This window comes from Phytohabitans sp. LJ34, from assembly GCF_052068095.1.
Classification (GTDB): Bacteria; Actinomycetota; Actinomycetes; order Mycobacteriales; family Micromonosporaceae; genus Phytohabitans.
This window is the reverse complement of the sequence record NZ_JBQHDG010000010.1, coordinates 261,381-276,570: the sequence shown is the minus strand read 5'-3', so window position 1 is coordinate 276,570 and position 15,190 is coordinate 261,381. Positions and strand designations below refer to the sequence as shown.

Here is a 15,190-nt window from a genome sequence, read left to right as displayed (position 1 = left end):
CGGAGAACGCGATGAAGAGAGAAACCGGCGGTCAGCTCCTGGACCGCGGGACGACGAGGCCTGGGCCGCCGCAGGCACCGCCGCCCCGCCCGCCGCGCTGGCGCGTGTGGCTGCTGCTGGCCGGCGTGCTCGTCGCGATGGCGCTGTTCTTCGTGCCCAACCCGGCCGCGCACCACCCGGAGAGCCTCACCTACTCGCAGCTGAAGACGGACATCGGCGCCGGCCAGGTCGCCTCGGTGGCGCTCGGCCAGGACGGCAGTGTCTCCGGCAAGCTCACCAACGGCACCACGTTCACCTCCAGCTATCCGGTGGGCTTGCAGGACCCGCAGTTCACCCAGCTGCTCGACCAGCACGACGTGCAGGTGAGCACCAAGCCGTCCGGTACCCCGGTCTGGTCGTTGGTGTTGAGCTTCCTGCCGCTGTTGCTGATCGTGGCCCTCTTCCTGTGGACCGGGCGGACGGCCCGCCGGCAGATCGGCGGGCTGATGGGCATCGGGCGCTCGCGCGGGCGGCTGTTCGACCGGGAGCGGCCGAGCACCACGTTCGCCGACGTCGCCGGCTACGAGGGCGCCAAGCGCGAGGTCAGCGAGGTGGTCGACTTCCTCAAGCACCCGGACCGCTACCGGCGGGCCGGCGCGGTCGGCCCCAAGGGCGTGCTCATGGTGGGGCCGCCCGGCACCGGCAAGACCCTGCTCGCCCGCGCGGTGGCCGGGGAGGCGAGCGTGCCGTTCATCTCGGTGACCGGTTCCAGCTTCGTGGAGATGTTCGTGGGCGTCGGCGCCGCGCGCGTGCGCGACCTGTTCGAGGAGGCGCGGCGGCAGGCACCGTCCATCGTGTTCATCGACGAGATCGACGCGCTGGGGCAGCGCCGCGGTGGGCAGCTGTTCGCCAACGACGAGCGCGACCAGACGCTCAACCAGATGCTCGCGGAGATGGACGGCTTCGACCCCGCCGGCGGCGTGGTGGTGATCGCGGCCACCAACCGGCCCGAGGTGCTCGACCCCGCGCTGCTGCGGCCCGGGCGTTTCGACCGGCAGGTGGCGATCCCGCTGCCGGCCCAGCGGGAGCGTGAGGCGATCCTCGTCGCGCACAGCCGCGGCAAACCGCTCGCGTCCGGTGTGGACCTCAACGTGGTGGCCCGCGGCACGCCCGGCTTCTCCGGCGCCGACCTCGCCAACCTGGTCAACGAGGCGGCCATCTTCGCGGTCCGCGCGGGACGGGACGTCATCGAGGCCCTCGACTTCGCCGAGGCGCGCGACCGGATCCTGCTCGGCCGCCGCGACGGCACCAACGCGCTGCTGCCGGAGGAGAAACGCGCGGTGGCCGTACACGAGGCCGGGCACGCGCTCGTGGCCGCGCTGTCGCCGCACGCCGACCCGGTGGCGAAGGTGACGATCCTGCCGGCCGGGCAGGCGCTGGGCGTGACCGAGCAGCTGCCCGTCGACGAGCGCCACCTGTACAGCGAGGGCTACCTCAAGGACTCCCTCGCGGTACGCATGGGCGGGCGCGCGGCCGAGCGGGTGGTGTTCGGGCAGGTGTCCAGCGGCGCCGCCAACGACCTCGCCGGCGCCACCGAGCTGGCCACCCGGATGGTCCGCGAGTTCGGCATGAGCGCCGCCCTCGGGCCGGTCGGCTTCACCAGCGGCGGCCCGTCCTACCTCGGCGGGCTCGACACCGTACGCCCGTACGCGGAGGCCACCCAGCGCGTCATCGACGAGGAGGTGGGCCGCCTGCTGCGGGAAGCGGACGAGCGCGCGGTCGCCACCCTCACCGACCGCCGCGCCACCCTCGACCGGCTCACCCGGGTCCTGCTCGACCGGGAGACCATCGACGGCACCGACGTCGACGAAGCCATCCGGCAGACCTGAATACCGGCTAGCCGGTACCCGGAAGGGAGGCTGGCGGCGAAGCGCGGAAGGCGCCTTCGCTGCCAGCCTTTGTCTATGAGCGCTATGACTTCCTTCGCCCCGCCGGCGGTCTACACGCAGGCCGTGACCCACCGCCGCCGCCACGTCCCGAGCTGGCTGAAGACCTTCCTCGCGGGCGCCGCGCTGTGGGTGGCGACCGTGCTGATCACGTTCGCCACCGGAAACGTCAACCTCGTACCGACCGTGATACTGCTGGGCAGCTTCCTGGTGCCGGTCACGTTCGTGGTGTTCGCGTTCGCCCGCGCCGACGGCGTGCTGACCCCGCAGCGGATCTTCACCGCGTTCGTGGTCGGCGGCGTGCTCGGCGTGCTGGGCGCCTCAGTGCTGGAGTCGGCGCTGCTGGGCAAGCCCTCCGCGCTCGGCTTCGTGGGCGTCGGCCTCATCGAGGAGGCGGTCAAGCTCGGCGCGCTGTGGCTGCTGGCCCGCCGCCTGAACCGCTACACCGTCCGCGACGGGATGGTGCTCGGCGCCGCCGTCGGCTTCGGGTTCGCCGCGCTGGAGAGCGCCGGCTACGCGTTCACATCGCTCTTCACGCCCAACGGCCTGTCGCTGCTGAACGTGGTGGAGACCGAGGCCCTGCGCGGCGCCCTCGCCCCGGTCGGCCACGGCCTGTGGACCGCGATCCTGGGCGGCGCGCTCTTCGCCACCGCCGCGCGGGCCCGCAACGGCCGGCCCAAGGCGCGCGGCTCGGTGTTCGGCTGGTACCTGCTGGTCTCGGCCCTGCACGCGATGTGGGACGCGGCCGGCATCGTCGCGGTGTGGCTGACGCTGCTGCTGACCGGCACCACCGCCCAGCTGCGCATGATCGAGCTGGGCCAGCAGCCCGGCGTCACCCAGGCCCAGGTGCACGTGTACACGATCCTCAACTGGGGCCTGATGGCCGGGGTCGCCGCGGTCGGCCTGCTCCTGCTCTGGGCGCGGTGGCTGATGCGGGGGCAGCGGGCGCTGTCCGATGGTCGATAATGCTGAACCATGACGGAGACCGGCGAGACGACCCCTATGCGGGTCGTCATCGCCGATGACGACGTCCTGCTCCGCGAGGGCCTGGCCAGCCTGATGGAGCGCTCCGGCCTCACGGTGGTCGCCCAGGTCGGCGACGGCGCCGCGTTGCTGGAGGTGGTCCGCGAGACCCGGCCCGACCTCGCGGTCATCGACATCCGCATGCCACCGACCCACACCACCGAGGGCCTCGACACGGCCCGCGCCATCCGGCAGCAACACCCCGACACGGCGATCCTGGTCCTCTCCGCGCACGCCGAGTTCGACCACGCGATGGAGCTGCTGGCCAGCGGCCGCGCGGTCGGCTACCTGCTGAAGAGCCGGGTAAGCGACGTGGCCGAGTTCATCGACACGCTCGGCCGGGTCGGCCGCGGCGGCTCGGTGGTCGACCCGGCGCTCATCCAGGAGCTGGTCAGCGCCCGCCGCCGCAACGACCCGCTGGCCGCGCTCAGCGCGCGGGAGCGCGAGGTGCTCGCCCTGATGGCGGAGGGACGCTCCAACGCCGGCATCGCCCGCCGCCTGTGGCTGACCGAGGGCACGGTGGAAAAGCACGTGCGCCACATCCTGGCCAAGCTCGACCTCGCCGAGGCCAACGACGACCACCGCCGCGTGCTGGCCGTGCTCGCCTTCCTCGACTCCCGCTGACCGCTCGGGGCCGTCACCAGACCGTCATGGAGCCGCGGGGGCGCCACCATGTCCCGGCCGGAGACTGTCCGCATGATGGCGACCGCACCGTGCCACGTCCCGGTGGTGGAGGTCTACGTGACCGAGCGCCTCGACGTCGCCTGCCTGCCCGCGCTGCGCCCCGTGCTCGACGCCGCGGTCCGGCTGCGCCCCGACAGCCTGGTGCTCGACGTGGCCGGCTGCGCGACCATCGACGCCGCCGGGATAGGCCTGCTGCTCGACGTGCACCGCGACATGTGGCGGGCCGGCGCCCGCCTGACCCTGCGCGCGCCCACCCCGAGACTGCGCCGGATCCTGCGCATCGCCCGGGTCGACCAGGTCCTGAGCATCGTCCCGGCGGACGCCGCCCCGGCCGGGGAGACCGCACCGTGAGCACCCCGATGCCCGGCCCCTCGCGCCGACCGGCGCCGCGGCCGAGCCGGGACCAGGTGCTCGCCGCCGGCGTCGTCCCCAGGCTGCTCCTGGACGAAGGCACCCGCGACGAGCAGATCACCGTCGAGGTCTGAAGCTTCGGATCCGGGGTGTCTCGCCCTTTTGTGAGTGTCTGGAGATATATTTGCCCCGGTCCGCGCCAGCTGTAGACCGTATGCTCCTGCGGGCACCGCTCCCGGCCGGCGGCTCGCAGCGCTCGCCGAAACCCCCGGCCGTCCACTGCCGGCCCGCGGTGCAAGCCCCCGGGCAAGACCTTGGTTCGGAAGGCCCGCCGCCAGATCTTGGTATCCAATGGCCCGTCGACTTTGGCGGTTGGTCGGAGCGCTATTCAGAACGTTTGACGGTCCACTATGGGCTAAACGCGCGTTGCCACTACGCGTTACGGCGGGCTGCGCGGGCCCCTGGAGCGTGGTCACGTTACGGTGGTGGAGGAGCGTCCTGCGTGACGGTCGCCCGCACGCCGGCTGCTGCCAAGTGCAGCCGGAGCAGTTCCAACTCCGCCTCGGTGCCCGGTTGACCTGCGTTTATGATGCTTTCGACCAGGGTGGACACTTCGCGGACCGGTACGCCACGGGCTCGGAAGACCCGCAGCATAGGCATCCGCGTGGTGCCCTGCGCGACCTGCAAGCGGTACACGCCGCACTGGTCGAGTAGCGCCTGCCGGACCTCGGCGGGGGTCTGGTCCCAGCCGCACTCCTCCGCGGTTTCGTCACACGAGGCGCACTGATACAAGATCCCCCACTGGAGCCGGCTCTGCACGACCGACTCGTACGCCCGGCACGACGCCATCAATCCACACGACCAGCAGCGCCGCTCGATGACCGCCTCCCGCACGTTCACGTGCCGGCCTTGGTTCGCGGCTGTGCCATGAGCGCTGTTCTCCGAACGTCTGACGGTCCACTGTGGTCGATAACACGGGTGTCGGTACGGGTAACGGCGGCAGCCTGGCAGTAGATCACCTGGGTTGTGTGGACCAAAGAGATCAACATGGGGCAACCGCCGCGCTGCCAGGCTATGACCGGGCTACGCGGCGATCAAGTCGCCGACCTGGTGACCGCGGTGTTCGAACTATTGGACGGGGTATGGCAGCCGGTGAAGGGACGACGTCGGGTGCTGGGCCTGTACCGAGCGGTGGTGCTGGCCCTGTTCCTAATGCGCCGCAACGAGTCCCAGGCGGTGGCCGGCGAGCTGTTCGGCTGCTCACAATCGACGGTGTCTCGGATCGTGCGCCGGTTGCGGCCGCTGCTGCGCGCGGTCACTGCGGATTTCGCCGGTCAGATACGGCAGCAGACCAAGCGGTCGGCCGTGCTGGTTGACGGGTTCCTGGCACCGACCGGAAACCGCGCCGGCGTCGCGGATCTGTACTCCGGCAAGCGCCACACCGCCGGCCTCAACGTCCAAGCCGTATCCGACCTGGTCGGCAGGCTGATCGACACCGGCCTACCGGTACCCGGCGCCCGCCACGACAGCAAGGCGTTGGCCGAGTCCGGCATCGCCGACCGCTGGGCCAACCACCTGCAACCGGGCGGGCCCGGCATGCTCGCCGACCTCGGCTACCTGGGCACCGGGGCGATCACCGGCACCCGCAAACCCCCACAACGCCGAACTGACCGAGATCCAACGCGCCTGCAACCGAGCGATCAACAGCACCCGCGCGGGAGTCGAACGCGCGATCGCCTACCTGGTCAACTGGAAGGTCCTCGACACCGGCTGGCGCGGACGCCTCACCGACTTCCCCGAAGTACTACGCACCGTCACCGGACTTGAGATCTACCGCACGTGGGGATAAACCGTTCTGAATAGCGCTCTCGGTGCGGGGCCCGGCGGCGTCCACCGCGCTCGTGATCGTTAGCCCAAAACCCGCGTTCGTGCCCGCGTGTCACACGGGTTCTGGGCTAACGATCACCACGCCTTCCACATCCTGACCCGATCGTCCCGTCACGTGGGAGATGCGGGGTTGCCGCGGCACATCCCCAAACAGGGGGAAGGTGGGCCGCCGATCCGCCGGCCCGCGCGGTCTCCGGCGGGAGCAGCGGTGCGCGGCTGGCCCCGGCGCCGCGGTGCGGGCTGACCCCGGGGCCGCGGTGCGGGCTGACCCCGGGGCCGCGGTGCGGGCTGACCCCGGGGCCGCGGTGGGCGGCTATCAGCGGCGCCGCGGTTTAGCGGGGCTTGAAGAGGCGCCACGTGCCGCCGACGCCCAGGACCGCGGCGGCCAGGACGATGACCCAGATGACCAGCGGGTCGAGGCCGCTGCCCGCGGCGGTCTTGGCGAGCGCCGCCTCCTGAATCGAGTCGATCTTGGGTTGGTCGGCGGGCATGACGGCCGGCGGCAGGTCGCCGTAGCGGACCAGGCCGGTGCTTTCCAGCAACGTCATGTGGGTCATCACGAAGCCGTTGGAGTCTTGCGCGAGCTTGCGCACGATTTCGTTTCGGGTGCCCGAGCGGACCGCGCCGATGACCGGGAAGATCTTGCCGTGTGCGGCCCGTAGGCGCTCGACGAAGATGCGGTCGAACTCGCGGTCGGTCGACGCGCCGCGCATTTCGTTGAGCCATCCCTGCTGCTGTGCATTGGGCTCGGTGGGGAGCTGGACGCCGAGCTTGTTGGCCGCGTCGACGACGAGCTGGTCGAGCTCGGCGTGCTGGGCGGCGATCTCCGCGCCGACCTCGCGCACCCGCTGCGAGCTGCCCCGCTCGGAGGCCATCTGACCGGCCGGCATCTCCCACAGGCCGGCCAGGCGCACGCCGTTGAGCAGGGCGAGGTCGGTCGCGCCGAGCTGCGCGGGACCTACCGGCTGCGCACTCGCCGCGGCCGCGGGTGCCGCCAACGCGAGCGCCAGGCCGACGAGAACGGCCGCGATGCGTGGGGCGGTCACGGCAACCATCACCTCCGCGAGAAAAGCACTAAGAAACTGTTTCCGAGGGCACGGTAAAGCGCCTTGGACGACCAAGTCAAATAGTGTTTTCTTAAGGAAGAATTGTGCTTTGAGATTGATCCGGGCGGCTCGCCCGCACGGCTGATGCGAGCGCATTCTGACACAAAGAAAAGGGTACGCCGAAAAGCCGCTGCCGGCAATTTCCCGGAGCGGCTGCGAAGACCTCGAAGTAAGCCTCGACCCCGGATATGGCGATCATTCCGCGGTTATATGACGGTCGTGTGACAACCGTCCGCACTGTGCCGCGCGGCGGCGAGTGGTCCATGATGCCTGGATGGAACAGGTGCTGCTGATCGAAGACGACGACCGCATCCGGCTGTCGTTGACGCTCGGCCTCGAAGACGAGGGTTACGCGGTCCGCGGCGCGGCCACCGCCGAGGAGGGGCTCGTGGCGCAGCGGCGCGAGCCGGCCGACACGGTGCTGGTCGACCTGATGCTGCCCGGCGTCGACGGCTTCGAGTGCATCCGCCAGCTGCGCAGCCGCGACGACGTACCCATCGTGGTGGTGAGCGCGCGCGACGACACGCACGACATCGTGGCCGCGCTGGAGGCCGGCGCCGACGACTACCTGGTCAAGCCGGTGGCGGTCAAGGAGCTGTCGGCGCGGCTGCGGGCGCTGCGGCGGCGGGCGCGCGCGGCCAGCGCGGCGTCGGTCGTGCCCGCGCTCGTCTTCGGCGACCTGGAGATCCGCCCCGAGGCCGGCGAGGTGTCGGTGGCCGGGCGGCCGGTGGCGCTGACCCGCACCGAGTTCCGGCTGCTGTGCGAGCTGGCCCAGCACCCCGGCCGCGTGCTCTCCCGGGCCCAGCTGCTGGAGCGGGTGTGGGACTACGCGTACGGCGACGAGCGCCTCGTTGACGTCCACATCGGACGGATACGGCAGAAGATCGAGGCCGACCCGGCCGCGCCGCGGCACCTGGTGACCGTCCGCGGCATGGGCTACAAGCTGCCCCGATGAGCGAGCGAGTTGGCGCGGCGGCGTCTGGACTGAGCCGGCCCGCCGACGAAGTCGGGGTTTCGGGCCGGCGAGGGAAGACGTCGCCTTCAGCGCCGCACGAGCGAGCGAAGGTGGCACCGTGAAGCGGCCAGGGCTGCGCACCCGGGTGGCGGCGGCGTTCGCGGCCGGCGCGTTCGCGCTGTCCGCCTCGATGGCGGCGCTCTCGTACCAGTTCACCGAGCGGGCCCTGATGGCCGGCCGCGAGCGAAACGCGCTGCGTTCGGCCTACCTCGACGCGGGCGTCGTGCAGACCGGGCTGGCCACACCCCAGCCGGACATCGTGGGCGTGCTCCGCGCGCTCAACACCGGCACCACCCGGCGGGCGTTCCTGCACCGCGACGGCCGCTGGTACGCGCGGGACGCCGACGCCGGCGTCACCGACACGATCCCGATGGGCCTGCGGCAGCTCGTCGAGCGGGGCGAGCTGGGCATGCAGCGGGTGCGCACCGAGACCGGGCCGGCGGTGGTCGTCGGCGTGCCGCTGCCCTCGTCGACCGGCTTCTACGTGATCGACTCGCTGCACGAGCTCGACAACACGCTGCGGGTGCTCGCGCTGGTACTCACGCTCGTCGCGGCCGGCACGACCGCCGCCGGGGCGGGCCTCGGCTGGTACCTCGCCCGCCGCGCGCTGCGCCCCCTCGACACGGTCACGGCCGCCGCGCGCGAGATCACCGCCGGCGACCTCGACGCCCGTCTCGACCCGGCCACCGAACCCGATCTGGAACGCCTCACGACGTCGTTCAACCAGATGGTCGACCAGCTCTCCGCCCGCCTGGAACGGGACCGCCGGTTCGCCGCCGACGTGAGCCACGAGCTGCGTTCGCCGCTCCAGACGCTGGCCGCCGCGACGAGCGTGCTCGACCGCAACCGGGGCCGCCTGGACAGCCGGACGGCCACGGCGGTCACCCTGCTATCCGGCGAGGTGGAGCGCTTCCAGCACCTCGTCACCGACCTGCTGGCCGGCGCGAGCTGCGCGGTGCTGGCCGTCGCGGGCTGCGGCGTCGAGACCGAGGAGCACGCCCGCCGGGTCAACCCGCCCAGCGGCGTCGCGCACGCCTGGGCCACCCCCACCCCGCCGGAGAACGGCACCGGCAGCGTCCCGGAGCGGGTCTTCCTCGTCCGCGGCGGCGGGCTCGTCGCGGTCACCCGCCACCTGCCCGCCGAACCGACCGTGGACGAGCTCGTCGACGACCTGCTCGCCGGCCCGACGCCGGCCGAGCGGGGCGCGGGGATGACCACCGCGCTGCGCGCGGCCGACGTCGCCGGCGTGCAGGTCAGCGGCGGTCGGGCCGTGGTCGAGCTGACCGGCGTGCTGGACGGCGGCGGCCGCACCGACCAGGTGCTCGCGTTCGCCCAGATCGTCTGTACGCTGACCGCGAAGGCGGGCATCACGTCGGTCGCGTTCACCCACGAGCGGCAGCCGGTGGGCGTGCCGCGGGCGGACGGCTCGCTGTCGCACGCGCCGGCGACCGCGGCCGACTATGCCACGCTGCTTACCCGATAGGTCGCCGCGCGTTGACGCTCCGTCCGCGCCGCCGTAAATTTGGTGGCGCGGTGGCTCGGCGGCCGCTGCCAGTCTGTCCACAGTGGCCAGACGACCCAGGTGCGGCGGCGCGCCCTGTCCCACTCGATCCGCTGAGCCACCCCTCGGTGGGAAGGAGCGCACGATGCGCCTTCGCCTGCTGGCGTCGCTGGCCTGCGCCGCCCTCGTCCTCACCGCGCTCGCCGCGCCGGCCAGCCCGGCGTCCGCGCGCGCGGCGGAGGGCAATCCGGTGCTGGTCTTCTCCAAGACCGCGGGCTTCCGCCACGACTCGATCCCGGCCGGCGTCGCGGCCATCGAGCGGCTCGGCGAGGAGCACGGCTTCGCCGTCGACGCCACCGAGGACGCGGCCGCGTTCACCCCGGAAAACCTCGCGCGGTACAAGGCGGTGGTGTTCCTCTCCACGACCGGTGACGTGCTCGACGCGGGGCAGCAGGCCGCGTTCGAGGGGTACATCCGGGGCGGCGGCGGCTTCGCCGGCATCCACGCGGCGGCCGACACCGAGTACGACTGGCCGTGGTACGGCGGACTCGTCGGCGCGTACTTCCGGTCGCACCCGGCGACCCAGCAGGCGACCGTGCGCTTCGAAGACCGGGCCAACCCGTCGACCGCGCACTTCGCGCCGACCTGGACCCGCACCGACGAGTGGTACGACTACCGCACCAACCCGCGGGCCAACGTGAAGGTGCTCGCCAGCCTCGACGAGTCCAGCTACAACGGCGGCGGCATGGGCGCCGACCACCCGATCACCTGGTGCCAGCGCTACGACGGCGGCCGCTCCTGGTACACCGGCATGGGCCACACCGCCGAGTCCTACGCGGACGAGAGCTACCTGAAGATGCTGCTCGGCGGCATCCGGCTGGCCGCCGGTGACGCGGCGGGCGACTGCCGGCCGGAGACCGGCTACACGCCGCTCTTCGACGGCACCCAGGCCAGCCTCGACCAGTGGCTGCACGCCGGGCCGGGCGGCTTCACGCTGGAAAACGGCACGATCAGCTCGGTCGGCGGGATGGGCCTGCTGTGGTTCCCGGTCCGCACGTTCAGCGACTACTCGCTGAAGGTCGACTGGATGATGCCGGGCGACGACAACGGCGGCGTCTTCGTCGGCTTCCCCAACCCCGGCGACGACCCGTGGGCACCGGTCTCGGCCGGCCACGAGATCCAGATCGACGCCACCGACGCCGACCCGACCCGCACGACCGGCAGCGTGTACAGCTTCAAGGCGCCGGACACCGCCCTGCGCGAGGCCAACCTCAACGAGCCGGGCGAGTGGAACTCCTACGACATCCGGGTCAGCGGCCAGCACGTCGAGGTCTACCTCAACGGCGTGAAGATCAACGACTACACGAGCGAGCGGGCGATCGCCGACGGCTACATCGGTGTGCAGAACGACGGCGCCGGCCTCGACATCAGCTACCGAAACATCCGAGTGCGGGCGGGCGGTACCACCGGCGAGGATTTGGCCCGCGGAAAGGTGACCCAGGCGTCCACTGTGGAGCCTGGCAGCTCGCACGTCGCGGCGAACGCCGTCGACGGCAACGCCGCCACCCGGTGGGGGAGCGAGCACAGCGATCCACAGTGGATCAGCGTCGACCTCGGCGCGACGTACGACCTCAGCCGCGTCCGCCTCAACTGGGAGGCGGCGTACGCGAAGTCGTACGAGATACAGGCGTCCACCAACGGCATCGACTGGGCACCGGTCTACAGCACCACGGCCGGCAACGGCGGCATCGACGACGTCGAGGTCGCGGGGGAGGCCCGCTACGTGCGGGTCTACTGCGCGGAGCGGGGCACCCAGTGGGGCTACTCGCTGTGGGAGCTCAACGTCTACGGCGCGCCCACCGGCGGTACCGACACGACCGCCCCGTCGACGGACGTCTCGCTGGCCGGCGCGGAGTCCGGCGGCTGGTACATCGGCCCGGCCACGGTCACGCTGACCGCCTCCGACGAGCCGGGCGGCAGCGGCCTGGCGTCGACGCAGTACCAGGTGGACGGCGCGACGGCGTGGACCGTCTACACCGGACCGTTCGAGGTGGCCGGTGACGGCGGGCACGAGGTGCGCTACCGCTCCACCGACAAGGCCGGCAACGTCGAGCCGACCCGCACGGCGACGCTGCGCACCGACGGCACGCCGCCGCGGACGACCGCGACGTTCGCGCCCGCCAACGACGACGGCTGGCACGCCGGTGCCGTGCCCGTGACGCTCACCGCGACCGACGGCGGCGCCGGCGTGACGGCCGTCGACTGGTCGCTGGACGGCGGCCCCTGGACCGCTTACACCGGGCCGGTCGGCGTCACCGGAGACGGCACGCACGAGCTGCGCTACCGGGCCACCGACGCGGCCGGCAACACCGAGCCGCTCCGGGCGGCGACCCTGAAGATCGACGGCACGAAGCCGACCACGATCGTGTCCGGCGTCGCGGAGGGTGCGCTGTACGGCGACAGCCAGGACGTGCGGATCACCTACCAGGCGGTCGACCCGACGTCCGGCATCGCCACGACGGCCGGCACGATGGACGGCGCGGCCTACCCGAGCGGGCGGCTGCAACCCCTGTACGACCTGGGGTTGGGCCTTCACGAGATGACCGTGACCGCCACCGACAAGGCCGGCAACCACACGACCACGACGGTCCGGTTCTACGTCACCACGTCGTTCCGCGACGTGCGGGCGCTGCTCGACCGCTTCCGCGCGACGAGCCAGCTCTCCGCCGTCGCGCATCGCAAGCTGTCGGGCAAGCTGGACGCCGCCCGCACCTCCGAGGCGGCCGGCGACGACCAGCGGGCGCTGCGACAGCTCGCCGCGCTCCGCGAGCTGGCCACCGACCCGGCGCTGGTGCCGGACGCGGGCGTGCGGTCGGTGCTGGCCCGCGACATCGACGCGCTGGCCGCCGTCATCCGGGGCTGACCCGCTCCACAGTGGAGCGGGCCGCGGCGCGGAAGGCGCCGTCGCGGTGGCCGAGGCCGCGCCGGGTGCGGCTGTCGAAGTCGTCGAGGAACGGGCACCACGGGTGCTCGGCCACCGCCCGCAGCTCCGCCAGCACCGTGGCGGCCGCCGCGCCCATCTCGGCTGTCGGGCTGAGCGCACCGCCGCGTTCACGCCGTCGTGCGTACGGCGGTGGGCCGATGGGGGTGGCCACTCCAGGGAAGCAGAGCAAAGGCATCCCGCGCGCCTACCCCCGGCCGGGGCCGTAAGGCCCGGCGCAGCCGCCGGGGTGAGCGCGGCCAGCGGCGGATGGGTGAGGCCGCGGGAGCAGCGGTCTGGACCACGACGGACGTCGCGGTAGCCCAAAATCCCGTCCTGAAGGGACTCGGAGGAAAGCTACCTTGACGTCGAAAGGTCGCTAGAACTGCAAGGCGGTGGCCACGTCCTGGCCGATGCGTTCGACGGCGGCGAGGTCGAGTCCGTAGTGGACGTACCGGCCGTGGCGCTCGACCCGCACCAGGCCCAAGTCGCGCAGCACCCGCAGGTGGCGGGAGACCTGGGGGCGGGTCATCGACAGGCGGTCGGCGAGGTCGGCGGTGGTCATCGCCTGGCGGGCGATCAGCCGGCACAGCCGGACCCGGCGCGGGTCGGTGAGCCCCAGCAGGCGGCTGCGGGCCAGCGTGACACCCACGTCGGGGGCGTCGACCGGGAAGTGGACGACCGGCGCCAGGCCCGGCTCGTTCTTGACCAGCAGGTGCGGCGCGCCGTAGCGGGTCGGGATCAGCGTGACCGGCGTGCGGGCCGGGCTGACCACCGCGTGGTGCACTTTGTCGAAGACGACCCGCGCGGGCCCGGTCGCCGGGGTGACGAGGCGGGCGCCGGACGGGCTGAGGGAGAGCAGTGCGGCCGCCGGTCCCTGGTCGGCGAGGCGTTGCCGCACGCGGTGGCCGGCGGCGGTGAGCAGCGGCTCGGTGCGGGCCCAGACGCCGGCGAAGAAGACGTCGCGGCACAGGTCGACGAAGGCGTGCAGGTCGGACCGCACCGCCTCGGGGTCGCGGAGCAGGTCGTCGGCGAGGCGCAGGTGCGGCTCGGGCAGGCGGGAGGCGGTCTGGCGCAGGAGCGCGGCCTGGCGGGGGTCGTGCAGGACATGGCCGAAGTCGAAGCCGGAGTAGCCGCTCGCGCACGTGTACGCGGTCAGCTCCGCGAACGTGTCGAGGTCGAGGGCGTCGAGTCCGGGGTAGAAGCCGCGCCAGCGCAAGGCGTTCCACAGTGGAGCGAAGCGGTGCAGGCCGGCGCGGAAGGCGGGCGGTGCGGCGCGGGTGACCTCGTCGACCCACGGCGCGTGCTCGGTGTGGTGGTCCGGCCCGCTCAGCACGTGCAGGCAGGCGGCCAGCTCGGGGAGCGGGGCGACGGTCACGCTGAACCGTTCGGGCCCCACCCCGCCGAGCACGATCACCACCGACATGGCCCTATTGTCCGCCGGCCGCGCCGTCGAACTCGGCCCGCGCCGCGGCCAGCAGCTCCGGCTCGGTCAACAGGTCGGCGACCACCCGGGCCAGCCCGGCCGCGGCGACCTGGGTGCGGTCGTGGGCGAAGGAGGTGGCCGCCGCCTCCCGCATCGGCTCCGAGTGGCTGGGCGTACCGGCGTCCGCGACCTGGATGTACGGATGGATCACCGGCAGCAGATGCGAGATGTTGCCGATGTCGGAGGAGCCGGCCGGGCTGCCCGGGCCGTCGGCGGTGATGTCGACGCCGAGCGCGCGCACCGTCTCGCCGAAGCGCTCGGCCAGCACCGTGTTGTTGCGCCGCTCCGCGTACCGGGGGCCGGTCTCGGCCACCGCCGCCTTCGTACCGGTGGCGAGCGCCGCGCCGTCGGCCGCGTCGGTGATCCGCCGCACCAGCGACTCGACCGACACCGCCGTCGTGTCCCGGGCGTAGAGGTCGACCGCGGCGTGTGCCGGCACCACGTTGGGGGCCTGCCCGCCGTCGGAGACGATGCCGTGCAGCCGCGCGGTCGGTGGCACGAACTGGCGCATCGCGTCGAGCGCCTGGAGGAAGAGCTGTGCGCCGGCGAGCGCGCTGCGGCCCAGCCAGGGTGACACGGCGGCGTGCGCGCTCACCCCGGTGAAGTCGACCCGCAGGTGGGCGGCGGCCAGCCCCGGCCGGGCGGTCAACGAGCGGTCGCCCGGGTGCACCATCACCGCGGCGTCCACCCCGTCGAAGATCCCCGCGTCGGCCAACCGGATCTTGCCGGCGCCGCCCATCTCCTCACCGGGGGTACCGATGACGGCCACCGTGCCCGGGTGGTCGGGGAGCGCGCGGGCCACGGCGATCACGGCGGCCGCGCCCCCGGCGGCGATGAGGTTGTGCCCGCAGCCGTGCCCCACCCCGGGCAGCGCGTCGTACTCGGCGAGCACCGCGACGTACGGGCCCGGCGACCGTCCTTCGTGTACGGCCACGAAAGCGGTCGCCAGCCCGCCAACCGGCGCGCGCACCGCGAACCCCTCCTCGCCCAGCCAGGCGGTGAGCAGCTCGTGGGCGTGGAACTCGGCGAACTTCAGCTCGGGGCGCGCGTGGATCGCGAGGCTGACCTCGTCCATGCGCGGCCGCAGCGCGTCGAGCGCGGCGACCAGATCGTCAAGCGTGAGTGACATGCCCCACAGCGTGCCGCCCCGGACCCGCGGCCGGCCGCCCATTGCCGCGGCCGAGGTAACCCTAGTCCTAGAGACCTTTCGGGGTAGGGTCGCCGCCCGTCGT

The 15,190-nt window shown here is 72.7% G+C and carries 14 protein-coding genes; 9 read left to right on the top strand and 5 right to left on the bottom strand.

The annotated features are described in order from the left end of the window. Positions 1–11: 11 nt before the first annotated feature. The 5 genes from ftsH (at position 12) to ACTMTJ_RS20030 (ending at position 4,117) form a co-directional block, all read left to right on the top strand. Entirely contained in the window at positions 12–1,868 is a 1,857-nt protein-coding gene (ftsH, locus tag ACTMTJ_RS20050) for an ATP-dependent zinc metalloprotease FtsH (protein WP_441218713.1), read from the top strand. 75 nt (positions 1,869–1,943) lie between these two features. Continuing rightward, entirely contained in the window at positions 1,944–2,891 is a 948-nt protein-coding gene (locus ACTMTJ_RS20045; protein ID WP_441218711.1) for a PrsW family intramembrane metalloprotease, read from the top strand. A 36-nt stretch (positions 2,892–2,927) separates the two neighbouring features. Then, a complete protein-coding gene (locus ACTMTJ_RS20040; RefSeq protein WP_441218777.1) occupies positions 2,928–3,572 on the top strand; it encodes a response regulator in 645 nt (214 codons plus the stop codon). 72 nt (positions 3,573–3,644) lie between these two features. Then, the gene (locus ACTMTJ_RS20035; protein WP_441218709.1) at positions 3,645–3,983 is read left to right on the top strand and encodes an STAS domain-containing protein; all 339 of its coding nucleotides are present in this window, start codon (positions 3,645–3,647) and stop codon (positions 3,981–3,983) included. Next, positions 3,980–4,117, top strand: a complete 138-nt coding sequence (locus tag ACTMTJ_RS20030; protein WP_441218708.1) for a hypothetical protein — start codon at positions 3,980–3,982, stop codon at positions 4,115–4,117. Before ACTMTJ_RS20035 ends, ACTMTJ_RS20030 begins: the two co-directional genes overlap by 4 nt. A 343-nt stretch (positions 4,118–4,460) precedes the next feature. Here ACTMTJ_RS20030 and ACTMTJ_RS20025 read toward each other — a convergent pair whose 3' ends face one another. Continuing rightward, complete coding sequence (locus tag ACTMTJ_RS20025) at positions 4,461–4,883, bottom strand: hypothetical protein (RefSeq protein ID WP_441218706.1); 423 nt, start codon at positions 4,881–4,883, stop codon at positions 4,461–4,463. A 126-nt stretch (positions 4,884–5,009) separates the two neighbouring features. On the opposite strand from ACTMTJ_RS20025, the gene ACTMTJ_RS20020 reads away from it, so the two are divergent. After that, positions 5,010–5,810 carry a transposase family protein gene (locus tag ACTMTJ_RS20020; RefSeq protein WP_441218705.1) on the top strand — a complete coding sequence of 267 codons (801 nt, stop codon included), beginning with the start codon at positions 5,010–5,012 and terminating at the stop codon, positions 5,808–5,810. 392 nt (positions 5,811–6,202) lie between these two features. Here the strand turns inward: ACTMTJ_RS20020 and ACTMTJ_RS20015 are convergent, their stop codons facing one another. Continuing rightward, complete coding sequence (locus tag ACTMTJ_RS20015; protein WP_441218775.1) at positions 6,203–6,925, bottom strand: DUF4142 domain-containing protein; 723 nt, start codon at positions 6,923–6,925, stop codon at positions 6,203–6,205. A gap of 325 nt (positions 6,926–7,250) precedes the next feature. On the opposite strand from ACTMTJ_RS20015, the gene ACTMTJ_RS20010 reads away from it, so the two are divergent. From ACTMTJ_RS20010 to ACTMTJ_RS20000, 3 genes are all read left to right on the top strand, one after another. Next, the gene (locus ACTMTJ_RS20010) at positions 7,251–7,931 is read left to right on the top strand and encodes a response regulator transcription factor (protein ID WP_441218703.1); all 681 of its coding nucleotides are present in this window, start codon (positions 7,251–7,253) and stop codon (positions 7,929–7,931) included. Between the two features lie 118 nt (positions 7,932–8,049). Then, a complete protein-coding gene (locus ACTMTJ_RS20005; protein ID WP_441218702.1) occupies positions 8,050–9,474 on the top strand; it encodes a HAMP domain-containing protein in 1,425 nt (474 codons plus the stop codon). Between the two features lie 163 nt (positions 9,475–9,637). Next, a complete protein-coding gene (locus tag ACTMTJ_RS20000) occupies positions 9,638–12,415 on the top strand; it encodes a ThuA domain-containing protein (protein WP_441218700.1) in 2,778 nt (925 codons plus the stop codon). Here the strand turns inward: ACTMTJ_RS20000 and ACTMTJ_RS19995 are convergent. The 3 genes from ACTMTJ_RS19995 to ACTMTJ_RS19985 all read right to left on the bottom strand — a co-directional run bounded on the left by ACTMTJ_RS19995 (position 12,402) and on the right by ACTMTJ_RS19985 (position 15,087). Then, complete coding sequence (locus tag ACTMTJ_RS19995; protein ID WP_441218698.1) at positions 12,402–12,647, bottom strand: hypothetical protein; 246 nt, start codon at positions 12,645–12,647, stop codon at positions 12,402–12,404. The two genes, ACTMTJ_RS20000 and ACTMTJ_RS19995, sit on opposite strands and share 14 nt — an antisense overlap. A gap of 204 nt (positions 12,648–12,851) precedes the next feature. Next, a complete protein-coding gene (locus ACTMTJ_RS19990) occupies positions 12,852–13,898 on the bottom strand; it encodes a DUF5937 family protein (protein WP_441218696.1) in 1,047 nt (348 codons plus the stop codon). Between the two features lie 4 nt (positions 13,899–13,902). Beyond that, complete coding sequence (locus ACTMTJ_RS19985) at positions 13,903–15,087, bottom strand: M20 family metallopeptidase (RefSeq protein WP_441218694.1); 1,185 nt, start codon at positions 15,085–15,087, stop codon at positions 13,903–13,905. Positions 15,088–15,190 lie beyond the last annotated feature (103 nt).

What these genes read in the sequence shown, in the direction of transcription:
- ACTMTJ_RS20035 (WP_441218709.1), top strand. Translation starts at nt 3,645, where the DNA reads ATGATGGCGACCGCACCGTGCCACGTCCCGGTGGTGGAGGTCTACGTG.
- ACTMTJ_RS20040 (WP_441218777.1), top strand. Translation starts at nt 2,928, where the DNA reads ATGCGGGTCGTCATCGCCGATGACGACGTCCTGCTCCGCGAGGGCCTG.
- ACTMTJ_RS20010 (WP_441218703.1), top strand. Translation starts at nt 7,251, where the DNA reads ATGGAACAGGTGCTGCTGATCGAAGACGACGACCGCATCCGGCTGTCG.
- ftsH (WP_441218713.1), top strand. Translation starts at nt 12, where the DNA reads ATGAAGAGAGAAACCGGCGGTCAGCTCCTGGACCGCGGGACGACGAGG.
- ACTMTJ_RS20015 (WP_441218775.1), bottom strand. Translation starts at nt 6,925, where the DNA reads ATGGTTGCCGTGACCGCCCCACGCATCGCGGCCGTTCTCGTCGGCCTG.
- ACTMTJ_RS20000 (WP_441218700.1), top strand. Translation starts at nt 9,638, where the DNA reads ATGCGCCTTCGCCTGCTGGCGTCGCTGGCCTGCGCCGCCCTCGTCCTC.
- ACTMTJ_RS19985 (WP_441218694.1), bottom strand. Translation starts at nt 15,087, where the DNA reads ATGTCACTCACGCTTGACGATCTGGTCGCCGCGCTCGACGCGCTGCGG.
- ACTMTJ_RS19990 (WP_441218696.1), bottom strand. Translation starts at nt 13,898, where the DNA reads ATGTCGGTGGTGATCGTGCTCGGCGGGGTGGGGCCCGAACGGTTCAGC.
- ACTMTJ_RS20045 (WP_441218711.1), top strand. Translation starts at nt 1,944, where the DNA reads ATGAGCGCTATGACTTCCTTCGCCCCGCCGGCGGTCTACACGCAGGCC.